Annotated in this window: 16 protein-coding genes; 9 read left to right on the top strand and 7 right to left on the bottom strand. The window is 74.3% G+C overall.

All coding sequences use genetic code 11. The features are described 5' to 3' along the window. Together ACFWIS_RS05460 and ACFWIS_RS05455 are read right to left on the bottom strand one after the other, a co-directional pair. Positions 1 to 1,265, bottom strand: a 1,265-nt coding sequence (locus ACFWIS_RS05460; RefSeq protein ID WP_380451667.1) for a putative Ig domain-containing protein, incomplete at its 3' end; no start/stop codon positions are given. 186 nt (positions 1,266 to 1,451) lie between these two features. Further along, positions 1,452 to 2,348: a hypothetical protein gene (locus tag ACFWIS_RS05455; RefSeq protein ID WP_380451669.1), complete on the bottom strand. Its 897-nt coding sequence runs from the start codon at positions 2,346 to 2,348 to the stop codon at positions 1,452 to 1,454. 179 nt (positions 2,349 to 2,527) lie between these two features. Here ACFWIS_RS05455 and ACFWIS_RS05450 point away from each other — a divergent pair, with 179 nt between their 5' ends. Both ACFWIS_RS05450 and ACFWIS_RS05445 read left to right on the top strand, forming a co-directional pair. Beyond that, positions 2,528 to 3,649, top strand: coding sequence for an alpha/beta hydrolase (locus ACFWIS_RS05450; protein ID WP_380451671.1), 1,122 nt, complete (start codon positions 2,528 to 2,530; stop codon positions 3,647 to 3,649). A gap of 167 nt (positions 3,650 to 3,816) precedes the next feature. Beyond that, the gene (locus tag ACFWIS_RS05445; protein WP_380451673.1) at positions 3,817 to 6,297 is read left to right on the top strand and encodes an ArnT family glycosyltransferase; all 2,481 of its coding nucleotides are present in this window, start codon (positions 3,817 to 3,819) and stop codon (positions 6,295 to 6,297) included. A gap of 191 nt (positions 6,298 to 6,488) precedes the next feature. Here ACFWIS_RS05445 and ACFWIS_RS05440 read toward each other — a convergent pair whose 3' ends face one another. From ACFWIS_RS05440 to moaA, 3 genes are all read right to left on the bottom strand, one after another. Then, positions 6,489 to 8,054, bottom strand: coding sequence for an alpha/beta hydrolase (locus tag ACFWIS_RS05440; protein ID WP_380451675.1), 1,566 nt, complete (start codon positions 8,052 to 8,054; stop codon positions 6,489 to 6,491). 121 nt (positions 8,055 to 8,175) lie between these two features. Continuing rightward, positions 8,176 to 8,928 carry an HNH endonuclease family protein gene (locus ACFWIS_RS05435; protein WP_380451677.1) on the bottom strand — a complete coding sequence of 251 codons (753 nt, stop codon included), beginning with the start codon at positions 8,926 to 8,928 and terminating at the stop codon, positions 8,176 to 8,178. Between the two features lie 232 nt (positions 8,929 to 9,160). After that, the gene (moaA, locus tag ACFWIS_RS05430; protein ID WP_380451679.1) at positions 9,161 to 10,156 is read right to left on the bottom strand and encodes a GTP 3',8-cyclase MoaA; all 996 of its coding nucleotides are present in this window, start codon (positions 10,154 to 10,156) and stop codon (positions 9,161 to 9,163) included. A gap of 237 nt (positions 10,157 to 10,393) precedes the next feature. On the opposite strand from moaA, the gene ACFWIS_RS05425 reads away from it, so the two are divergent. The 5 genes from ACFWIS_RS05425 (at position 10,394) to ACFWIS_RS05405 (ending at position 15,570) form a co-directional block, all read left to right on the top strand. Next, positions 10,394 to 10,966: an NTP transferase domain-containing protein gene (locus tag ACFWIS_RS05425; protein ID WP_380451876.1), complete on the top strand. Its 573-nt coding sequence runs from the start codon at positions 10,394 to 10,396 to the stop codon at positions 10,964 to 10,966. Between the two features lie 173 nt (positions 10,967 to 11,139). Further along, entirely contained in the window at positions 11,140 to 12,000 is an 861-nt protein-coding gene (locus tag ACFWIS_RS05420; RefSeq protein ID WP_380451681.1) for a hypothetical protein, read from the top strand. 246 nt (positions 12,001 to 12,246) lie between these two features. Next, entirely contained in the window at positions 12,247 to 13,083 is an 837-nt protein-coding gene (locus tag ACFWIS_RS05415; RefSeq protein ID WP_380451683.1) for a hypothetical protein, read from the top strand. A 170-nt stretch (positions 13,084 to 13,253) separates the two neighbouring features. Further along, entirely contained in the window at positions 13,254 to 14,249 is a 996-nt protein-coding gene (locus tag ACFWIS_RS05410) for a (2Fe-2S)-binding protein (RefSeq protein WP_380451685.1), read from the top strand. A 229-nt stretch (positions 14,250 to 14,478) separates the two neighbouring features. Next, complete coding sequence (locus ACFWIS_RS05405) at positions 14,479 to 15,570, top strand: DUF2637 domain-containing protein (RefSeq protein ID WP_380451687.1); 1,092 nt, start codon at positions 14,479 to 14,481, stop codon at positions 15,568 to 15,570. 31 nt (positions 15,571 to 15,601) lie between these two features. Here ACFWIS_RS05405 and ACFWIS_RS05400 read toward each other — a convergent pair whose 3' ends face one another. Further along, positions 15,602 to 17,866 (bottom strand): SpoIIE family protein phosphatase, encoded by a 2,265-nt coding sequence (locus ACFWIS_RS05400; protein ID WP_380451689.1) that lies wholly within the window; start codon positions 17,864 to 17,866, stop codon positions 15,602 to 15,604. Positions 17,867 to 18,242: 376 nt separating this feature from the next. Continuing rightward, entirely contained in the window at positions 18,243 to 18,758 is a 516-nt protein-coding gene (locus tag ACFWIS_RS05395; RefSeq protein ID WP_380451691.1) for an ATP-binding protein, read from the bottom strand. Positions 18,759 to 19,308: 550 nt separating this feature from the next. On the opposite strand from ACFWIS_RS05395, the gene ACFWIS_RS05390 reads away from it, so the two are divergent. Next, positions 19,309 to 20,019, top strand: a complete 711-nt coding sequence (locus tag ACFWIS_RS05390) for an urease subunit gamma (protein WP_380451692.1) — start codon at positions 19,309 to 19,311, stop codon at positions 20,017 to 20,019. Beyond that, complete coding sequence (locus ACFWIS_RS05385; protein ID WP_380451694.1) at positions 20,016 to 21,737, top strand: urease subunit alpha; 1,722 nt, start codon at positions 20,016 to 20,018, stop codon at positions 21,735 to 21,737. The genes ACFWIS_RS05390 and ACFWIS_RS05385 overlap by 4 nt, the downstream gene beginning before the upstream one ends. Positions 21,738 to 21,743: the final 6 nt, after the last annotated feature.

The following is a 21,743-nucleotide window of genomic DNA, read 5'->3' as shown; positions in this document are numbered from 1 at the left end:
TGCGACAGCGAGTCGGTGTGGGTGCTGCCGTACCCGTCCAGGTACGCCTTCCAGCTGCCACCGTGGGCCGGCTCGGAGGAGCTGTTGTCCACCACGCCGCTCGAAGCCGTCCACGGCGAGGCCGTGCCGGTCTCGAAGCCCGCGTTGCCGAGCAGCTGGGCCGGGGTGCAGCTGCCCCCGCCACCACCGGCGACCGTCCAACCGAAGCTGGTGGTGGCCGACTTGCCGGCGGCGTCGGTCACCGTGACGGTGACGGTGGAGCTGCCGGCCGTGGTGGCGGTGCCGGAGATCAGGCCGGTCGAGGAGTTGATCGACAGGCCGGCGGGCAGGCCGCTCGCGGCGTAGGACAGCGGGGCGGTGCCGCCGGAGGCGTTGAGCTGCAGGTTGACCGCGCCACCGACGGCGGTGGACTGGTCACCGGGGCTGCTCAGCGAGACGGAGGCGCCGGCCGGCTTGGTGAGCAGGCAGCCGGGCACGTTGAGGTCGATGGCGCGGGCGGAGTTCAGGCAGGTGGTGAACCAGTAGGTCTCCTCGCCGTAACTCTGGCCCTTGAAGGCCTTGGTGGAGCCGTCGGCGGCAACCTCGCAGGGGTTGTTGAGGGTGCACATCTCACCGTCGTCGTTACCGGTGTTGTTGATGCCGACGATCCGCCCGCTCGCGGAGTCGATGATCGGCGAACCGGAGGTGCCGTGGGTGGTGTTGCAGCCGGAGCTGTAGCGCAGCGAGTCGTGCCAGGTCCACTGGTCCTCGCGCAGGGTGGGCACGAACCCGTTGACGGAGCAGTTCCAGACCTGCTTCCAGTACGAGGACGGGATGTACATCGAGGCGCCGTCGGTCGGGTGGGTGTCGTTGACCGTGAGGGCGGTGGCGCCGTACTTGGAGGTGATCGAGGCGTAGGTGTCGGTGAGTTCGTAGAGGGCGACGTCGGTGCCGGTCATCGTCGCGTAGATCACCTTGTCGGCCTGGACGGTGCCGAGGGTGTTGCCGGCGCCGTCCAGCAGGGTGCCGCTGCGGCTGGCGCTGACGTTCTGGATCACCTGCCCGTACGGGGGCATGGACGGCAGGCAGTGCCCGTTGGTGAGCATCATGGCCCGGTCGCCGGCCGCCGAGACGGGGAACCGGACCAGCGAGGCGGAGCAGTCGTCCAGGGCGATGGTCGACGTCAGGTCGGCGGCCTGGACGGCGTGTGCGGGGGCGGCGGCGAGGACCAGCCCGCTCGCGACGACGGCGCTCGTGCCGGCCATCGCGACAAGTCTCTTGAACATGGCTCTCCTTGTGGGGGATCGCGGACTGCCCGGCTGGTCGCCGAGGCCCGCGCCCGCACGAAAGTGCCATGGTCACTTCAAGCGGTCAACAGTTCCCGCACAACTCGCCACTGCACGGGACGGGTTGTGCCACCGGTTGGCAACAACCCGTCCTGGTATGCCCGTTACGGGCGGTGGCGGCGAACGCTACGGCTGGGGAAGCGGACTGGATTTCATCCACTCGATGTCGCGCCGCTCCTTACCGTCCGGCGAGATGACGGTGAGAGTCCAGATCGTGCCGCCCCGGTCCGGCGTGAAGTCGTGCGTACCCGTGAACCTGGCGAACGCGCAGCCCTGGGTGAATTCCTTCGCCCCCGAGTCCCAGTCCACCCCGGTGGTGAAGTAGAAGTCGTACACCCCGTCCGCGATGCCCTCGATGGTGGCCTGCTGCCCCTTGGCCGCGTACACCGACGCCACCGCGGTGCCGTTCGCGGCGATCGTGAAGACCGCGTCCGTCTGCCCGGTGTTGTCGACCTTCACCACGCCCTTGCCGCCCTTGCTTCCTTCCCGGACCGCGGTGCCGTTCTCCAGGCTCCGCGACTGCGCCTGCGGCTTGGGCAGCTCCGGAACGGCGAAGGCGGTCCGGTAGCCGGCCGCCGTCAGCTTGGCGAGCGCCGCCGAGACCCCGGCCACCCCTTGGCCCGCGCCGAACTGCGCCAGTCCGCCGCCGACGGAGCACACCTTGTGCACCGAGATGTCCTTCCGGACGGCCTCGGTGTCCGTGGCGAGCGCGGTCAGGGCGGTCGCCAGGTCGGCCCGCCCCGCGGTGGCTCCGGAGGGCGCGGTGGCGGCGTTCACGTTCCGCGCGGCCCGGTTGGCGTCGGACGCCAGGCGGGACAGCACGGTGTCGAGGTCGAAGGCGCTCTTGGCCGAGGCCGCCTCGTCGAAATCGGTGCCGACCGGCGCGAGGGCCTGGTCGAGCGACGTGCCGAACGGCGTCGCCGCGGCGGACGGCGTTGCACTCGGCGCAGCCGCACCGCCGCCCCCGCCCGAGCACGCCGCGAGCAACAGCGCCGCACCGACGGCCAGACCGGACCTACCCATGGACCCCGAGAACTTCACAACCCCACCCGGCTGACACCGTGCGCACACCCCGTGCACATGCGGAGCGAGATGATGCCGATCATGGACCGCGCGGTCAACCGGTTTGAATCCGATCACCGAACCCGATCACCGAAGGGGCCGTCCCGGGCCGCCCGTCGGGGTCAACTACGATCGGGCCCGTGCTCAGTCTCACCGGACTCCCCCTGCAGATCATCACCTCGGTCATCGCGATCGTCGTCTTCGCCGCCACCATGTGGTTCTGGCCGAAGTTCGGCGGCAAGGGCTGGAAGTCCTGGGTGGGCCGGATCGGCGCCTTCCTGGCCACCCAGCTGGCGGTGCTGGCGGCCATGGGCCTGATCGCCAACAGCTACTTCGGCTTCTACAGCTCCTGGACCGACCTGCTCGGCACCAGCGGCGGCCTCGGCACGGTGGTCGACCACCAGCCCAACGCCTCCGGTGTGACCGTCACCGGCGAGCAGAAGTTCTACTCGTCGCAGGGCTCGGAGCCGGACCGCTCCGGGCAGATCCAGAAGGTCGACGTCAAAGGAGCCGGCACCGGTCTGAGCACCGAGGCGTACGTCTACCTCCCGCCGCAGTACTTCCAGCCGGACTACGCCAAGCAGCGCTTCCCGATGGCCGTCGTGCTCACCGGCTATCCGGGCATCCCGGAGAAGCTGATCTCGCTGATGCAGTACCCGGCGTCGGCCCTGGACGCCATCGAGCAGAAGAAGCTGCCGCCGACCATCCTGGTGATGACCCGGCCCACCCTGGTCGACAACCGGGACACCGAGTGCGTCGACGTGCCGAACGGCCCCCAGGTCGAGACCTTCTTCACCACCGACCTGCCCAAGGCCCTCGCCACCACCTACCGGATCGGCACCGACCCGGCGAACCGGGCCGTGATCGGCAACTCCACCGGCGGCTACTGCGCGCTCAAGTTCGCCCTGCGCAAGCCCGACTCCTACCCGGCGGCGGTCGCCCTCTCCGGCTACTACAGCGCGGCCCACGACCCGACCACCGGCGACCTCTTCGGCGGCGACGACAAGCTCAAGCAGGAGAACGACCTGCTGTGGCGGCTGAAGAACCAGCCGGCCGCCCCGGTCTCGCTGCTGCTGACCACCGCGTACGACGAGAACAACTACGACGAGACCAAGGCGATGGTCGCCGCCTTCAAGGCCCCCACCAAGATGTCCACGATCACCCTGGACACCGCGGGCCACAACTTCCACACCTGGACCCGGGAGATCCCCCCGGCCCTGGAGTGGCTGGGCAAGCACATCACCATGCCGGCCGCCGCCTGATCCCCGAGGCCGACCGGACGCCGGACACCTGACGCCGGACGCCGGACACCTGACGCCGGACGAGAACCGGTCGAGCCCGTCACCGGAAGGGTGAAGCGGGGCACATCACACCCGTCTCACAGCCGTATCTCACGGTTCTCTCAGCCACGCCACGCACGGTATGGCGCATGACCACGAGCAGCTACTCCCCTCCGGCCGGCGATCCGTGGCCCGAGGCCGCGAACTACCCGCCGCCGGAGGTGCAGCCGGACGCGGCCCGGCCGGACCCGGCGCCGCTCTTCCCCGAGCAGCCCCTGCCGCCCGTCGGCCCCAAGGGCCCGGCCTCCTGGTCCGGACGGCTGCGCACCCTGCCGGTCCGCGCCTGGCGCGGGCGCGCGGACGACCCACGCTGGGTGCGCCCCGCCCTGCTGGCGCTGCTGGCCGCCACCGTCGTGCTCTACCTGTGGGGCCTGGGCGCCTCCGGGTGGGCGAACGCCTTCTACTCGGCGGCCGTCCAGGCCGGCAGCCAGAGCTGGAAGGCCTTCTTCTTCGGCTCCTCCGACGCCGGCAACTTCATCACCGTCGACAAGCCCCCGGCTTCGCTGTGGCCGATGGCGCTGTCGGTGCGGCTGTTCGGCCTCTCCTCCTGGTCGATCCTGGCCCCGCAGGCGCTGATGGGCGCCGCCACCGTGGGCGTGCTGTACGCGACGGTCCGCCGCCGCTTCTCCCCGCTCGGCGGGCTGCTGGCCGGCGCCGCGCTGGCGCTCACCCCGGTCGCGGCGCTGATGTTCCGCTTCAACAACCCGGACGCGCTGCTGGTGCTGCTGCTCACCCTGTCCGCGTACGGCATGGTGCGGGCGGTCGAGACGGCGAGCACCCGGTGGCTGCTGTTCACCGGCGCGATGTTCGGCTTCGCCTTCCTCGCCAAAACGCTGGCGGCGTTCCTGATCCTGCCGGCCTTCGCGGTGATCTACCTGGTCGTGGCGCCCACCGGCTTCTGGCGGCGGCTGCGGCAGACCCTGCTCGCGGGCGTGGCCCTACTGGTCTCCGGCGGCTGGTGGGTGGCGATCGTGGAGCTGCTGCCCGCCTCGGCCCGCCCGTACGTCGGCGGCTCGCAGGACAACGACTTCCTGTCGCTGACCTTCGGCTACAACGGCCTGGGCCGGGTCGACGGCAACGAGCGCGGCAGCGTGGGCGGCGGCGGCCGGATGCCGGCCGGGCTGGACCTGCCGGCCGGCGCCGGGCACAACCGCGGCTGGGGCCAGACCGGCATCACCCGGCTGTTCGGCAGCGACATCGGCGGGCAGATCGCCTGGCTGCTGCCGGCCGCGCTGGTCCTGCTGGTGGTCGGCCTGTGGGCGACCCGCCGCTACACCCGTCCGGACACCGCCCGCGCGGCCTTCCTGGTCTGGGGCGGCTGGCTGATCTCCACCGCGCTGATCTTCAGCTTCATGTCCGGGATCTTCCACCAGTACTACACGGTGGCGCTGGCCCCCGCCGTCGCGGCGCTGGTCGGCATGGGCGTGGACGGGCTGTGGCGGGCGCGGCACCGGCTGCCCTACGCGCTGGTGCTGGCGGGCGTGCTGGCGGTGACGGCCGGGTGGGCGTTCGTCCTGCTCGGGCGCAGCTCCGGCTTCCTGCCCTGGCTGCGCTGGGCGGTGCTGATCGGCGGGCTGGCGGCGGCGGCCGCGCTGGTCGCCGGGCAGTTCGCCGGCCAGGTGTCCGGACGGACCGGGGCGCGGATCGCCTCGGTGGCGGGCCTGGTGGGCCTGGCGGCGGCGCTGGGCGGGCCGGCCGCGTACGCGGTGGACACCGTGGGCACCGCGCACAACGGCTCGATCATCACGGCCGGGCCGTCGGTGAAGGGCGCGGGCTTCGGACCGGGGTCCTTCGGCCGCAAGGGTGGCAACGGCGCAGCCGGCAACGGCCGGATGTTCCCCGGCGGCGGCCAGGGCGGCTTCCCCGGTGGCGGTCAGGGCGGCGGCCAGAACGGCCAGGGCTTCCCGGGCGGCTTCGGCGGTGGCCAGAACGGCCAGGGCGGCCAGGGCGGCTTCGGCGGCGGTCAGAACGGCCAGGGCTCGCACCGTCCGGGCGGCTTCGCCGACGGCTCCGGCCGGGGCTCCGGCGGCACCGCCCCCGGCGGCCGCCACGAGCGCGGCGCGGGCGGCTCCACCGGCTCCGGCGGCGCCACCGGTGTGCCCGGCTTCCCCGGTTTCCCCGGCGGCCAGGGCCCGGAGGGCGGCGCGGGCGGCTTCGGCGGCGGCATGGGCGGTCTGCTCGGCGGCACCAAGGTGAGCTCCGAGGCGGCGGCGCTGCTCTCGCAGGATGCCGGCCAGTACACCTGGGCGGCCGCCACCACCGGTTCGCAGAACGCCGCGAGCTACCAACTCGCCACCGGCAAGCCGGTGATGGCTCTGGGCGGCTTCAACGGCACGGACCCCTCGCTCAGCCTGGCGGGCTTCCAGAAGTACGTCCAGGAGGGCAAGGTGCACTGGTTCATCGGCGGCGGCTCGCACCGCGGCTTCGGCGGGGGCGGCGCGAACGGCGAGGGCGGCGAAGGCGGTCAGGAGACCGAGGCGGCCCAGATCGAGGCCTGGGTGACCGGCCACTTCGCCGCCAAGACGGTCGGCGGCGCCACCTTCTACGACCTGACGGCCCCGAAGTCCTGACCCCGCAGTCCTGAACGACGGAGTCCTGACCCCGGAGCCGTCGTCCCGAGACCCGGGCTTCCGGAACCCTGACCGGGAGCCCGAACTCCCCAGGGGGCGTGCCGCGTTCGCGCGGCACGCCCCCTCTCGCGTTCCCCTCTCGCGTTCCCCTCTCGCCCTCCCCGCCGTGTTCCCCCGCCGCGCGGCCCGGCTCAGTCCGAGGCGCAGTGCGCCCCCGCGGCCGGCAGCGCGCCGTCCACCAGGAACGCGAGGACGGCGTCGCGCACGCACCCGCTGCGGTCCCAGGACATGTGCCCGTCGCCGTCGCGGGTGAGCAGCACGCCGTGCTGCAGTCCGGCGGCCATCCGCTGCGCCCACGGGTAGGGGGTGACCGGGTCCTCCGTCCCGCCGATCACCAGGATCGGGGCGCTGCCGGGGGCCGTGACGGTGTGCGGCCGCTCGGTGGAGCGGTACGGCCAGGGGCGGCAGTCCGGGTCGAGCAGGGTGACCCGGGTGTCGTGCCGGCTGATCAGCGGGGCCCGGGCGGCGAGGTCGGCGAGAGCCGCGCGCAGGTCGGTGTCGGTGGGGGCGAGCGGGGCGTCCGCGCAGTGGATGGCCGCGTAGGCGTCGGCGGCGCTGTCGTAGTGGCCGTCCTCGTCGCGGCCGGTGGTGGCGTCGGCGAGCTTGAGCAGTTCGTCGCCCTCGCCGCGGTCGAGGGCCGGGTCGAGGGCGGCGCGCAGCCGGGGCCAGTTGCGGCGGCCGTCGGCGAGCGAGTCGGTGACGCCGGTCCAGGCGAGGGCGGCGGTGACGGTGCGTCCGTCGCGGGCGGGCAGCGGGTGGTCCTTGAGGCCGTCGAGGAAGGTGGCGAGGCGTTCGGGGGCGGCGGCCGGGTCGCTGCCGAGCGGGCAGCCGTCGTCCTCGGTGGCGCAGCCGGCGGCGAAGGCGCGGAAGGCGGCTTCGGTGGCGACGGCCTGCTCGCCGTTGAGGTGCATCAGGTCGGTGCTGCGTTCGACGGCACCGTCGAGGACGAGTCGGCCGGTGCGGTCGGGGAACTCCTCGGCGTAGAGGGCTCCGAGGTAGGTGCCGTAGGAGAGACCGAAGAAGTCGAGCTTGCGTTCGCCGAGGGCGCTGCGCAGCACGTCCAGGTCGCGGGCGGTGTCGCGGGTGCCGAGGCGGGGCAGCACGTCGGCGTACTTGGCCTCGCAGGCGTGGGCGAGGATCCGGCCGCGGTCGTAGGCCGGGTCGTCGGTGCTGGTCCACTGTTCGCGGGTGCGGTCGTCCAGGCAGTGGACGGGGAGGGTGCCGCCGGCGGCGCGCGGGTCGAAGCCGACCAGGTCGAAGCGCTCGTTCAGCGGGCTGCCCTGCCAGCGCCGGGCCATGCTGACCCCGGAGATGCCGGGCCCGCCGGGGTTGATCAGCAGGGGGCCGATCCGGTGCGCGGGGTCGGTGGCGGGGATCTTGGCGACCGGGACGTCGATGCTGCGGCCGCCGGGGTCGGCGTAGTCCAGCGGGGCCTTGAGGGTGGCGCACCGGGGGGCCGTCTCGTCCTGGTCGTCGCCCGGGTCGGCCGCGCCGTCGCAGGGCACCCAGTCGAGCCGCTGGTCGTAGTAGGCCCGTAGGGCCGGGGAGGCGCCGGCGGAGACCCGTTCGGCGAGCGGCGGACGGCTCGTCGGTGCGCCCACGGGGTGCGTCGCGCCCGGGCCGGAGCAGCCGGCGGGCAGGGCGAGCAGCAGGGCCGCGAGGGCGGGAAGGGCGCGCCGCGGCAGGCGGCGGGTCATCGGGGGCACCGCCCACGAATACCATCCGGCGTGCGGTCGGGTCACCTCGCCCTCCCCGTCCTGCCGCGTCCTTGGCGCGGCCGCACGACCGAGGGGGTGTCCGGCGGGGAGGATCGTTTCCTCAACCGCCGCACTGCTGGAGCATCGCCTTCTTGTCGGCCTCGGTGACCGGCAGCTGGTACTTCAGCGAGACCTGGGCGAAGCGCACCGCGTAGGAGCAGCGGATCTCGGTGCTGGCGGGCAGCCAGTCGGTCGGGCCGGAGTCGCCCTTGGAGCCGTTCTGCGAGCCGTCGGCGGGGATCAGGTTGAGCGGGTCGTTGGCGATCCGGACCCGCTTGGCCTTGTCCCACCGGGCGGCGCCCATCTGCCAGTCGTACGACAGCGGCATCACGTGGTCGATCTGGATCTTCGAGGCCTGCTGTTTGGTCCACTGGACGGTCTTGCCGGTGTACGGGTCGTGGATGGTCATCGCGGTGACCACGCAGTCCGAGCCGTCCTTGCGCTCGACGCCGCTGCCGTCCCGGGCGAGCAGGTCGTTGCGGGTGTCGCACTTGTTGCCGCCGAACGGGACGCCCTCGACGCTGTCCGTCCAGGCCGGGCCGAACTCGTTGCGGTCGTAGCCGTCCTTGGGGCCGGTCCGGGCGGTGGCGACCTCGGCGATGAGGTCCCGGGCGGCCTTCTGCTCCGCGGGGGTGGTCAGCGGCGCCAGGCCGGGCTTGGTGCCGTCCGGGTTCTCCAGCGGGCTGGTGCCGATCCCCGCCGCGGAGCCGCCGGTCGACGCGCGGTCGCGGCCTTCGACCAGCCAGCCGACCAGGGCGAGCACGCATATCAGGAAGACGGTGGCGGCGGACAGCCAGGTACGGCGGGCGGGCACGGAGAACTCCCGAGGTCAGCGGCGGGTTGACGGCGAACCAGCAGACCAGCCGCCCCAAGAGGAGGTCAAGCCGACGCCACGGGGAGGCCAAGGAGCATGTCGAAGCTCACACCCCGCCAGACCGGTTCGCCCGAAACCGAGTCGGCGGCGCCCCGCCGCTCAGCCGCCGCCCACCCGTCCGCACCCCCGCGCCCCGCCGCTCAGCCGCTCAGCCGCTCAGCCGCTCAGCCGCTCAGCCGCCGATCGCCGACATCGGCCGCTCCGGCCGCACGAACTCCGCGCTGCCGATGGCGTGTCCGGGCCCCTTGCCCGCCACCGAGGCCCGCCAGGCCGCCTCGATCCGCGCATCGTCCGCGCCGCCGCGCAGCAGGGCGCGCAGGTCCGACTCCTCGGTGGCGAACAGGCAGTTGCGCAACTGCCCGTCGGCCGTCAGCCGGACCCTGTCACAGCCGCCGCAGAACGGCCGGGTGACGGAGGCGATCACGCCGATCACCGTGTCCGTCCCGGCGATCCGCCACTCCTCCGCGGGGGCGTTGCCGCTGCGCCCCACCGGCACCAGCTCGAAGCGCTCGCCCAGCCGGGCCAGCACCTCCTCGGCCGTCACCATCGCGGCGCGGTCCCAACTCCCCTGCGCGTCCAGCGGCATGGACTCGATGAAGCGCATCCGGTAGCCGTGCTCGACGGCGAAGGACGCCAACTCCGGTATCTCGTCCTCGTTCACGCCGCGCACCGGCACCGCGTTGACCTTCACCGGATCCAGCCCGGCCGCCTTCGCCGCCGCCAGGCCCGCGAACACGTCGGCGATCCGGTCCCGCCGGGTGAGCGCGGCGAACCGGTCGGCGCGCAGGGTGTCCAGGCTGACGTTCACCCGGCCCAGCCCGGCCTCCCGCAGGCCGGCCGCGGTCCGCGCCAGGCCGATGCCGTTGGTGGTCAGCGACAGTTCCACGCCGAGCGCGGCCAGCCGCCCCACCAGGCCCACCAGGCCCCGGCGCAGCAGCGGCTCCCCGCCGGTCAGCCGCACCGAGCGCATCCCCAGCCGCTCCACCGCGACCCGCACCAGCCGGACCACCTCGTCGTCGTCGAGCGTGTCCGCCCGGGGCAGCCAGTCCAGCCCCTCCGCCGGCATGCAGTACGTGCAGCGCAGGTTGCAGCGATCGGTCAGGGAGACCCGCAGATCGGTGTGGACCCGTCCGAAGCGGTCCACCAGCGGGCGCGGTGCGGTGTTCATCGCCCCAGTACAGGGGCAAGCGCGCCGCGGGACCAGCGGCCGAACCGCCGGGGAGCACCCGCGACCTGCGCCTTCGCCTTGTGGATTCGTACAACCGCCGACCCGCTGCGCGGCCGCCCCCGAACCGGGCAGGCTGGGCCCATGCAGACCCCGCACGGCCCGGCCCCCGCCCCGGCCCCCGCCCTGGCGGCCGCCCCGGCCCCCGCCCTGGCGGCCGCACCCTCCGCCGTCCCCGCCCTGGTGCTCGCCGCCGGGGGCGGGCGGCGGCTGGGCGGGCGGCCGAAGGCGCTGCTCCGGTACGCGGGGCGGCCGCTGGTGGAGCACGCGGTGGCCACCGTACGGGCCGGCGGCTGCCCGGACGTCACGGTGGTGCTGGGCGCGGACCGCGAGCGCGTGCGCTCCACGGCGCACCTGCCGGGCTGCCGGCTGGTCGCCAACCCGGACTGGGCGCAGGGCATGGGCTCCTCGCTGCGGGCCGGGCTGGCCGCGCTGGCGCCGGGCGCCCCGGCGGTGCTGGTGATGCTGGTGGACACCCCGGGCGTCACCCCGGCCGCGGTGGCCCGGCTGCTGGCCGCGCACCGGGGCGGCGCCGAGCTGGCCGCGGCGGCGTACGGCGGGAGGCGCGGGCACCCGGTGCTGATCGGCGCCCGGCACTTCGCCGAGGCCGCCGGGGGCGCCACCGGCGACGCCGGGGCCCGCGCCCTGCTGACGGCGCACGCCGCGGAGCTCGTCCTGGTCGAGTGCGCGGACATCGCCGTCCCGGACGACCTGGACACCCCCGCCGACCTGGCACGCTGGTCGGCCGGCTGACCGCCGTCCGTACGCCGACCGCGCATCCTCCCCGCGAAGGGTCCGGCCTCAGCCTGCCCGGTCACCGGCCCCTGATCCATCCCTGAGGATTGCCCCATTCCGCGCCCAGGACCGGAGGTTTCGGGGAGCATGGGAAGCACCCACCCACCCCACACCGACGGACGGAGCCCGCGATGGCAGGACTGCCCGACGACTTCACCGGACACGACCCCGCGCGGCCAGGGCCGGGGGCGGGCGGTGCCGCCCGGGCGATCCGCTGCCCCGCCTGCCGCCGCGAGCACCTGTACGAGCCGCCGTCGCTGCCCTGCCCGTGCGGCGCCTCGCTGAAGGTGCCGCTGCTGCGCGGCGGGGTCCCGGTACAGGTGCGGTTCCGGTCCTGGGAGGACTCCTGGCTGAGCATGCGCTGCCCGCACTGCGGCCGCTCCGACCAGTGGCCGCAGCCCGAGTTCACCTGCAACTGCGGCGCCACCGTCCGGCTCCCGGTGGACCGCACCACCCGGCTGAGCGGCGGTACCGCCGGTCCGCTCGCCGCCCCCGGCCCGCAGGCCGCCCGCCCGTACCCCGCCCACCCGGTGAACGCCCCGGCGCCCGCCCCGCCCGCGGCGCCCGGCGGGTCGACGGCCCGCTCCCGCCCGTTCCGCCACCGCGCCCCGTTCCGGCCGCACCCGGTGCGCACCTCCCAGGACGCGGTGTTCACCGCCGCCCGCTACCTGGAGTGGCTGGGCTTCGACGACCTGGAGCTGACCGAGGCCCAGGAGCGCGAGGGGGTCACCCTGTTGGGCAGCCGGATGGTCGCCCAGGTGGACACCTGGACCGAGCCCGCCGACGTGAAGTCCGTCGAGTGCCTGTGGCTGCAGACCCTGCACGCCGAGGAGATGGCCGCCGCCATGTTCACCCTGGCCGGCTACTCCCACCAGGCCACCGTGCGCGGCGAGCAACTGCTGGTGGCCCTGTTCAGCCTGGACCTCGCCGGGGTGCCGCAGCCCGCCAACGGCGCCGCCGAGGCCCTGATGGAGACCGGCTGGACCTCCTGACCACCGACGGGCCTCTCTAGATCATCTCCTTGGGAAAAGCAACAACCTCCGCTCGTGATCTGGTGCACAAGCTCACCCCCGTGTTGAATTGCCGCCACAGCGTGGGCCTTTCGCCCTGCCGTCGCCATGCCGTTGTGCTGCCGTTTCGCTGCCACAGCGCAGCCGTTCCGCAGCGGCCGGTCGCGCACGGCAGGGCACCAGGGGCAGGCCCGCGTCCTGCTGGATGGCGCACACAAGGAGGTGGCGTTGTCAGAGCACGGATGGAGCCCGAGCGGCCCGGAGGGGCGGGGGCGAGCGGCAACGGGGGAACCGGGCGACACCGTGTGGCGACTGCGGTCCCGGGCGTGCTGGCAGGAGGCCGCCGAACTGCTGCGCCCCGCCGCCGAACACGACCCGCCCGTGGCCCTCGCACGCGCCGAACTACTCATCGAACAGTGCCTGTTCACCGCCGCCCAGTGGACCCAGGCGGAACAGGCGTTACGACTGGCGGAGGCCCTGGCGGAGGGCACCGAACAGCGCGCCGCCGCCGCCTGCGCCCGCGGCTTCCTCGCCTACCTGGCCAGCGTGCTCGGCCCGCGCGACCGGCTGGACGAGGCCCAGGCCGCACTCGGCCGCACCTCGGCCCTGCTGCCGCCGGACGCACCGGGCCGCCCGCTGCTGGACTTCCGGCGCGGACTGGTGGCGGAGAACCTGCTGCGCGACCGCAGCGCCGCCTGGATCGCCTACCGCCGGGCGCACGAGGGCGCCGGGGAGCGCGGGGACGAACTGCTGCGCTCCTACACCTGGCGCCACCTGGCCGCGCTGGCGCTCTCCCGGGGGGACCGCGGCAACGCCCGGGAGGGCTTCGACGCCTCACTGCGACTGCGCGAGCAACTCGGCTTCACGGTCGGGGTGGCGCCGGCGCTCGCGGCGCTCGCCGAGGTGTCCGAACCCGCCGAGGCGGCGCGGCTGCGCGCCGAGGCCACCCGGCTGGTGCACGCCCTGGGCGGGGTGCCGGTCTGGCTCGCGCGCCAGCTGGGGCGCGCGCCGGGGCCTCCCCCGGACGGGCGCATCACCCGCGAGACCAGGGGGACAATCAGCTAAGGTGAGCCTTACCTGTCCGGGGTGAGCAGTACCCCGGACAGGTCGCCTTGCTGTCCCCCGGGCACCGCCGTGCCCCGGTCCGGCAGGCCCCGGCCCGGCGGCCCCATCGCCCCGGCCGGGCCCGCCGGACGGTCCGCACGCGGCCCCGGTCGACCCGATGGGGCCCGCCCATGACCGCGAGCAGCACCCGGCCCGGCCCAGCGCCGTGCGCCCCCCGCACCACCGAGGCGCACGACCACGCCCACACGCCGGACAGCCCCGCCCCCTGCGCGCCGTCGTACCACCGGCTGACCGCGCTGACCCCGGTCCTGAGCGTGCACTGCGCCCCGCCCCGCAGCGGCGACGGCTGGCTGCCGGTCGCCGACCTCACCACCGACCCGGCGGCGGTGCGCGAACTGGTCGCCCACGACGCCCGCCAGGGCCTCGCCCGCTACGGGCGGCCGCTGCGCCCGGACGTGGCGGCCGGCTTCGGACTGCACCGCTTCGTCTGGCCGGTCTCACTGCTGTTCACCCTGCCCTGGTTCCTGGAGCGGCGCGTCCCGCTGCTCGGCCCCGGCGGGGTCTCGGTGCGGCGCGGCCCCGGCTCGATCGAGCTGACGGTGCTCCCGGAGGCCTTCGTCTGCCTGCCGGACGACTCGGCGGCCGGCTCACCGGTGGCCCGTACGGCGCCGGACGAGAACGCGCTGGCGGCCGAACTGCGCTGCGCGCTGGCCGAGTTCCTCGCACCGGTGCTGGCCGCCTTCGGGCCGGAGGCGCGGCGCGGGCCCCGGGTGCTGTGGGCGATGGCCACCGACGCGGTCGTGGAGGGGCTCTGCCACGCGGGCGGGCTGCTCGGGGAGCCGGAGCGGGCGCGCACCGAACTGTCCGCACTGCTGGCCCCCGGGCCGTCGAGCGCGCCGTCGGTGCCGTCCGCGCCGGGCGCGCCGTCCGTGCCGCCGCCGCCCGTGCCGTCGGCACCCGGGGGGCGGGCCGCGCGCACGCCCGGCGCGGGCCGGGGGCCCGCTCCCGCCCCGGCCCCCTTCACCCCGGGCGCCGGTTTCGCACCCCCGGCGCCCGGCCGCACCGGTGCTTCGGGTACGGACCGGGCCCGAGCCAGCTGTTGCCTCGTCTACACCGCCGAACCGGGGGAGATGTGCGGCGGCTGCCCCCGCGTCACGCGACGTTGACGAAAACACGTCCGATTACGGATTCGAAAAGCCCGTGATTCCGGGAATGCCCCACACCGAATTCATATGACAATCCGATTGGCGACAGGTCAGAAATCCCCCTCCCCAGCGCATTGACAGCGAATCAGTCATTCCCCCGCCGAGCATCCGTCATGATGGTCCCCGCCGCGCTGCTGGAACGCAGTGGGCGGCGCAGGACGCGACGCAGAAAGCGAGGCTGGTTCCGGCAATGAAATTGTCCGACATACCGCTCGGCTGGGCCGTCACCGGGGTAGCGGGGCTGCTGGTCAGCGCGCTCCTGGTGGCCCTGGCCCGAAGCCGGGGATCCGCCGCCGGCGCGGATTCCTGGGAGCGTTCCGAGGAACGGCGCCGCAACAAGGAATCCCTGTACGGCGCGGCCTCCTACACGCTGCTGTTCTGCTGCGCCGGGGTCGCGGCCGCACTCTCCTTCCACGGCCTGGTCGGCTTCGGCGTGCAGAACCTCGGCCTGTCCGGCGGCTGGGAGTACCTCGTCCCGTTCGGGCTCGACGGCGCCGCGATGTTCTGCTCGGTGCTCGCCGTCCGCGAGGCCAGCCACGGCGACGCGGCGCTCGGCTCCCGGCTGCTGGTCTGGCTCTTCGCCGGCGCCTCGGCCTGGTTCAACTGGGTGCACGCCCCGCGCGGCTTCGGCCACGCCGGCGCCCCGCAGTTCTTCTCCGGCATGTCGCTGTCCGCCGCGATCCTCTTCGACCGCGCGCTCAAGCAGACCCGCCGGGCCGCACTGCGCGAACAGGGCCTGGTACCAAGGCCGTTGCCGCAGATCCGGATCGTCCGCTGGCTGCGCGCCCCGCGCGAGACCTACGCGGCCTGGTCGCTGATGCTGCTGGAGGGCGTGCGCAGCCTGGACGAGGCGGTGGACGAGGTCCGCGACGACAAGCGGGAGCGCACGCTGGAGAAGGAGCGCCGCAAGCTGGCCGGGCGCCGGGAGCGGGCCGAGATCCGGGCGATCAACCGCAGCAGCGGCTGGCGCGGACGCGGCGGCGCCGCACGGCAGTTGGAGTCGGCCGGCTCGGAGCCCGCGATAGCCGGCGGGCCCGGGGCGGAGCGGCCTGCGGGCGCCCGGGAGGTCGGGCCCGCGAGCTCTCCCGAGGCGGGCGCCCGCGAGGTCGAGGCGGGCGCCCGCGAGGTCGGTGAGGTCGAGGGCACGGTCGTCGAGCCGGGTCTGCCGGCCCGTCCGGAACGGCGCACCATCGATCTCACCGTCGACGAGGACACCGTCACGCTGCCCCGGCTGGACTCGCTGGAGCGCAAACTGAAGGACCTGGAGCAGCAGTTCGGCTGACCAACCCCCCAGGGGGTGACCCCGGGGGCGGTCAGGCCGCGCTCGTCCCGCTGAGCTCGAACCACATCCGCTTGCCGGACCCGCGCGGCTCCACGCCCCAGGCGTCCGCCAGCGCCTCGACCAGCATCAGCCCGCGCCCGGAGGAGGCCTGCTCCCCCGGCGTCCGACGGGTCGGCCAGAGGTCCGACTCGTCCTCCACCTCGACCCGCAGCCGGGCCCGGCCGCCGTCCGAGGCCGACTCCCGGTAGAGCCGGGCGGTGAACATGGCGTCCCGGTCGGTGTGCCGGATCGCGTTGGTGACCAGCTCGGAGGAGAGCAGTTCGGCGGTGTCGATGAACTCGGCGACGCCCCAGCGGCGCAGCGCGTCGCGCAGTTCGGCCCGCACCTCGGCGACCCGGGCGAGGTCCGCCTGGCCGATCCGGCGGCGCAGCTGCTGGGCGGCCAGGCCGCCCTCCGGGCCGTCCCAGCGGAGCAGCAGCAGCGCTATGTCGTCCTCGCGCTCGTTGGAGTCGGCGGCCTGCGAGGCGATCCGGTCGGCCAGTTCCTCCAGCGGGTCGCGGGCCGCCTGGTCGGCGACCGGCAGCGGACGGGCCAGGACACGGGCGAGCCGGCCGATGCCCTCGTCCAGGTCCATGCCGCGCGCCTCGACCAGGCCGTCGGTGCACAGCAGCACCGTCTCGCCCGGGTCCAGACTGAACCTGGTCACCCGGTACTCCTGGTCCGGGTCGATGCCCAGCGGCAGCCCGCCGGCCACGGGCAGCACGGCGGCGGTGCCGTCCGCCCGGCGCACCATCGGGTCCAGGTGGCCGGCCCGGACCGCGTAGACCACGCCGTAGTCCACGTTGACCTCGGCGTAGGTGCAGGTCGCGAAGTGGTCGGTGTCCAGGTCGGCGAGGAAGCGGGAGGCCCGGGCCATCACCGCGGCGGGCGGGTGGCCCTCGGCGGCGTAGGCGCGCAGCGCGATCCGCAGCTGGCCCATGATCCCGGCGGCGTGCACGTCGTGCCCCTGGACGTCGCCGATCACCAGGCCGACGTGCCCGCCGGGCAGCGGCACCACGTCGTACCAGTCGCCGCCGATCTGCAGGCCGGAGCCGGCCGCGAGGTAGCGCACCGCGGTGGTGACCCCCGGCACGGAGGGGACGGTGCGCGGCAGCATCACCCGCTGCAGGCCGGCCGCCAGCTCGTGCTCGGCGTCGTGCAGCCGGGCCCGGGCCAGCGACTGGGCGACCAGCCCGCCCAGGGTGGACAGCAGGGTGCGCTCGTCCGCGTCCAGCTCGCGCTCGTCGTCGAAGCTGACCACGCAGACGCCGATCGCCCGGCCGCTGGCCACCAGCGGCAGGTACGCCCAGGAGCCGCGGCCGGTGCGGCTGGTCTGCTCCCAGACGTCGGGGTGGCGGTCGCGGAAGTCCTCACGGTTGGAGATGAAGACCGGGGCGCGGTACTTCAGCGCCTCGGCGGCCGGGTGGCCGGCCGGCAGCACGGTGCGGTCCCACACGGCGAGGGCCTGCGAGCGGTAGCCGGAGGCGCCCAGGATCCGGGCCCGGCCGGCCTCGAAGGAGGCCAGCACCAGGCCGTCCGGCGGCAGCCCCGGCAGCGGCAGCTCGGTGAACACCCGGGCCACGTCACGGACGGTGACCGCTTCGGAGAGGGCGCGCGCGGCCTCCTTGATGAACCGGGAGCGCTCCTCGCGCAGCAGGGCCATCCGGTCGGCGCGGTCGCGCTTGTGCAGCTCGACGGTGGCGTCCCAGACGAAGCCCACCATCCGGGAGGCCCGGCCGAAGGCGTCCGCGAGCACCCGGCCGCGGAAGCGCACCGCGCGCATCGTCCCGTTCGGCCCGACGGTGCGGTAGTAGGCGCCGCACTGGCCCAGCTCGGCCACCGCGCGCTCGACCCGGCGGCGCACCACGGGCGCGTCCTCGGGGTGCAGCAGGGACAGGAAGGAGGCGGCGGTGCGGTCGAAGCGGTCCCGCTCGACGGCGTCCAGACCGATGATCGCGCAGGCCCGCTGGTCGCCCTCCAGGACGTCGCGGCGGATGTCCCAGTCGAAGGAGCCGATGCCGTTGGCGGCCATCGCGGGCTCCAGCCAGTCCGGCATGGAGTCGGTGGAGGACGGCGGCAGGCCGCCGGACAGCACGGGCGCCAGCCGGCCGGAGGCGAGCACCGGGGGCGTGCGCGCGGAGTTGCGGCGGGTGGCCTGCGCGGGCGGGCGCGGGGCCGTTGGCTGCGGCTGGTGCGGCTCTGCGGCGGACGCGCCGGGAGGAAACGCCGGCCCCGGCGACTCGGGCTCAGTGGGCATGCTGCTCCTGCCGCTGCCGTGGCGGACCGCGCCGACCGTCCGGACGGGCCGCATGGCGGTGTGATGGGTCGTGCTGGATCGGACGGTGCCGACGGACGGTGGTCAGTCGAGGTTCGGTCTCCCCGCTGCTTCCCGCACGTGGACACACATTCCCACCATCCTGTCCAATGTTCGGCCGAGCGGCAATGGCAACGGGCCGGAAATCTTGCGCTCCACCTTGCGTTCAGGGCTTGCTTCGGGAACGGATCGATCGACGGCGAACAATCGTACGGGCAGTGCGTTCCGGCGGTGCGTACGGACACCACGCATGGACACCGCGTGCGGGCAGCGCGTACGGGGAGTGCGCACGGAGGCTCCGGGCACGGCCGGGACGGGACTACGGCAGGGCGAGTTCGAACCAGGTGACCTTGCCGTCCCCCCGCAGCTGCACCCCCCAGGAGTCCGCGAGCGCCTCCACCAGCAGCAGCCCGCGCCCCGAGGTCGCGTACTCGGCCTCCGGATCGCGCCGCCGCCCGGGCAGCCGGCTCGCGCCGTCCTGCACCTCGATCCGCAGCCGGCCGTCCACGTCGAGCACGGCGTCGAAGACCGCGCCCTTGCCGGTGTGCAGCAGCGCGTTGGTGACCAGCTCGGACGAGAGCAGTTCGGCGGTGTCGGACAGCTCCGGCACCCCCCAGTGGCTCAGCGCCGTGCGCAGCCGGTGCCGCACCGAGCCCACCGCGACCAGGTCGGCCGGGTCGAGCGCCAGGTGCAGGCGTCGGTGCAGTGCGCACCCCGGGGCCGAGGCGCCCGGCAGGGTCGTACCGGCGCCGACGGCCGGGCCCTGGGCCGGCCCGGACCGGTAGGCGTCGCCCGAACTCGTCCGCTGCCGCGGGAATCGCGACTGACCGTCCATCAACACATGCCCCCGCCCTCAAATCCGGGCCCCCGCCTCCGGATCCCCCGCCGGCCGGGTGGCCCCCTCGTTCTGACCACCCATCCTCATGCCCAGTTGACGGCGTTTGCAACAGTGTGCGTCCGATCACGTGGGGTGAAAGGGGCACGGGGAGGTTCACGTGATCCAACTGCCCGCGCCGGACGGGTTTGCGAAGCGCAGAGGCTGTTTTCGAGCCCGCCCCCGCCCGATCCCGCGCACACCCGGCGCCCGTACGGACCGTGCGCGGGGCCGCGCGCCCCGCGCTCCGCCGCGCCGTGCGCCGCCCTCCACTCCGCCGTGCGCCGCCCTCCCGCGTCGTTCTCGGGCGTCGCCCTTGCGCGCGGCCCGCCCCGGCCCGGTCACCCCCGCCGCCCACCCGGGGAGCCGAACCCCCGGGGAGCGGCAACGCTGGACACGGCGCCCCGGTGCGGGTTCAATGACCCCGAGATGTTTGAACGCCGTTCTAACATCATCCGGAAGCCACCGGCCCCGAGCCGACCCCCTCCCCGGCGACCGCGAGCGAGGAACCGTGCGACTGACCCCCACCGAGCGGGACCGGCTGCTGATCTTCACAGCAGCCGAACTGGCCCGCGCCCGCCGTACCCGGGGCGTGCGCCTCAACATCCCCGAGGCGACCGCCCTGATCGCGGACACCGTCTGCGAGGCCGCCCGCGACGGCCGCCGCCTGGCCGAGGCCATCGAGGCCGGCCGCTCCGTACTGACCGCCGACGACGTGCTGCCCGGCGTGCCCGACGTGGTCACCGTCATCCAGGTCGAGGCCGTCTTCGAGGACGGCACCCGCCTCGCCGTCGTCAACGACCCCTTCAAGGGCGCCGGCTCGCTCGGCGACGAAGCCCCCGGCGGTGCGCTGGCCGGCGACGGCGCCGGCTACGACCCGGTCGAGGAGACGCTGGTCATCCCCGTCCACAACACCTCCCAGGTGCCGATCTCGGTCACCTCGCACTTCCACTTCTTCGAGGCCAACCCGCGCCTGGCCTTCGACCGCGCCGCCGCCTACGGCACCCACCTCGCCGTCCCGGCCGGCTCCTCGGTGCGCTTCGACCCCGGCGCCACCGTCGAGGTCGGCCTCGTCCCGATCGGCGGCGCCCGCGTCGCCATCGGCTTCGCCGGGCTCGTGGACGGCCCTCTGGACGCCCCCGGCGCCAAGGAGGCCGCCCTCGCCAAGGCCCGCGCCACCGGCTACCTCACCGGCTTCGACGACACGGAGGTGCCGTCATGAGTTCGATCACCCCGCACGACTACATCTCCGTGCACGGCCCCCGGGCCGGCGACCGGATCCGGCTCGGCGACAGCGGACTGATCGTCCGGGTCGAATCCGACTCCCAGGCCCCCGGCGACGAGTTCCTGGCCGGCTTCGGCAAGACCGCCCGCGACGGCCTCCACCTCAAGCCCGCCGCCGTCCGCGACACCTGCGACGTCGTGATCAGCAACGTCCTCGTCATCGACGCCGTCCAGGGCATCCGCAAGACGTCCATCGGCCTGATCGGCGGCCGGATCGCCGCCATCGGACGGGCCGGCAACCCGGACACCCTGGACGGCGTGGACGTGGTCGTCGGCACCGGCACCACCATCGTCTCCGGCGAGGGCCTGATCGCCACCGCCGGCTCCGTCGACACCCACGTCCACCTGCTCTCACCGCGGATCATGGAGGCTTCGCTCGCCTCCGGCGTCACCACGATCATCGGCCAGGAGTTCGGCCCGGTCTGGGGCGTCGGCGTCAACTCGCCCTGGGCGCTGCGCCACGCCTTCAACGCCTTCGACGCCTGGCCCGTCAACATCGGCTTCCTCGGCCGCGGCTCCTCCTCCGACGAGGCCCCGCTGATCGAGGCCCTGGCCGAGGGCGGCGCCTCCGGCTTCAAGGTGCACGAGGACATGGGCGCGCACACCCGAGCACTGGACACCGCGCTGCGCGTCGCCGAACAGTACGACGTCCAAGTCGCCCTGCACACCGACGGGTTGAACGAATGCCTGTCGGTCGAGGACACCCTGAAGGTGCTGGAGGGCCGGACCATCCACGCCTTCCACATCGAGGGCTGCGGCGGCGGACACGTCCCCAACGTGCTCAAGATGGCCGGCGTGCCGAACGTCATCGGCTCCTCCACCAACCCCACCCTGCCGTTCGGCCGCGACGCCCTCGGCGAACACTTCGGCATGATCGTCTCCGCGCACGACCTCAAGGTCGACCTGCCCGGCGACGCCGCCATGGCCCGCGACCGGATCCGGGCCGGCACCATGGGCGCCGAGGACGTCCTGCACGACCTCGGCGTCATCGGCATCACCTCCTCCGACGCCCAGGGCATGGGCCGCGCCGGCGAGACCGTGCGCCGCACCTTCGCCATGGCCGGCAAGATGAAGGCCGAACTCGGCCCGCTCGACGGCACCGGCTCCTACGGGACCACCGAGAGCGGCGACGACAACGAACGCGTCCTGCGCTACATCGCCAAACTCACCATCAACCCCGCCATCGCCCACGGGCTCGCCCACGAGGTCGGCTCGATCGAGATCGGCAAACTCGCCGACATCGTGCTCTGGCGCCCCGACCACTTCGGCGCCAAACCGCAGCTCGTCCTCAAGTCCGGCTTCCCCGCGTACGGCGTCGTCGGCGACCCCAACGGCTCCACCGACCGGTGCGAACCCCTCGTCCTCGGACCGCAGTTCGGCGCCCACGGCGCCACCGCCGCCGACATCTCGGTCGCCTTCGTCGCCCAGGCCGCCGCCGACGCCGCATACCTCGACCGCCCCGCCGACGGACTCCCCACCCGTCGGCGGCGCGTCGGCGTCCGCGGCACCCGGGGCATCGGACCGCGCGACATGGTCCGCAACGCCCGGACCGGCCAGGTCGAGGTCACCGAGACCGGCCTGGTCTCCCTCGACGGCGCACCACTGCGCTCCGAACCCGCCGACAGCGTCTCGCTCAGCCGCCTCTACTTCCTCTGACCCTCC

It is taken from the genome of Kitasatospora sp. NPDC127060, from assembly GCF_042724935.1.
GTDB lineage: Bacteria > Actinomycetota > Actinomycetes > Streptomycetales > Streptomycetaceae > Kitasatospora.
This window is presented reverse-complemented; position numbering and strand designations above follow the sequence as displayed.

Coding starts and splice junctions, on each gene's coding strand:
- ACFWIS_RS05445 (WP_380451673.1), top strand. CDS start 3,817: ATGACCACGAGCAGCTACTCCCCTCCGGCCGGCGATCCGTGGCCCGAG.
- ACFWIS_RS05395 (WP_380451691.1), bottom strand. CDS start 18,758: ATGGACGGTCAGTCGCGATTCCCGCGGCAGCGGACGAGTTCGGGCGAC.
- ACFWIS_RS05410 (WP_380451685.1), top strand. CDS start 13,254: ATGACCGCGAGCAGCACCCGGCCCGGCCCAGCGCCGTGCGCCCCCCGC.
- ACFWIS_RS05440 (WP_380451675.1), bottom strand. CDS start 8,054: ATGACCCGCCGCCTGCCGCGGCGCGCCCTTCCCGCCCTCGCGGCCCTG.
- ACFWIS_RS05455 (WP_380451669.1), bottom strand. CDS start 2,348: ATGGGTAGGTCCGGTCTGGCCGTCGGTGCGGCGCTGTTGCTCGCGGCG.
- ACFWIS_RS05400 (WP_380451689.1), bottom strand. CDS start 17,866: ATGCCCACTGAGCCCGAGTCGCCGGGGCCGGCGTTTCCTCCCGGCGCG.
- moaA (WP_380451679.1), bottom strand. CDS start 10,156: ATGAACACCGCACCGCGCCCGCTGGTGGACCGCTTCGGACGGGTCCAC.
- ACFWIS_RS05385 (WP_380451694.1), top strand. CDS start 20,016: ATGAGTTCGATCACCCCGCACGACTACATCTCCGTGCACGGCCCCCGG.
- ACFWIS_RS05405 (WP_380451687.1), top strand. CDS start 14,479: ATGAAATTGTCCGACATACCGCTCGGCTGGGCCGTCACCGGGGTAGCG.
- ACFWIS_RS05420 (WP_380451681.1), top strand. CDS start 11,140: ATGGCAGGACTGCCCGACGACTTCACCGGACACGACCCCGCGCGGCCA.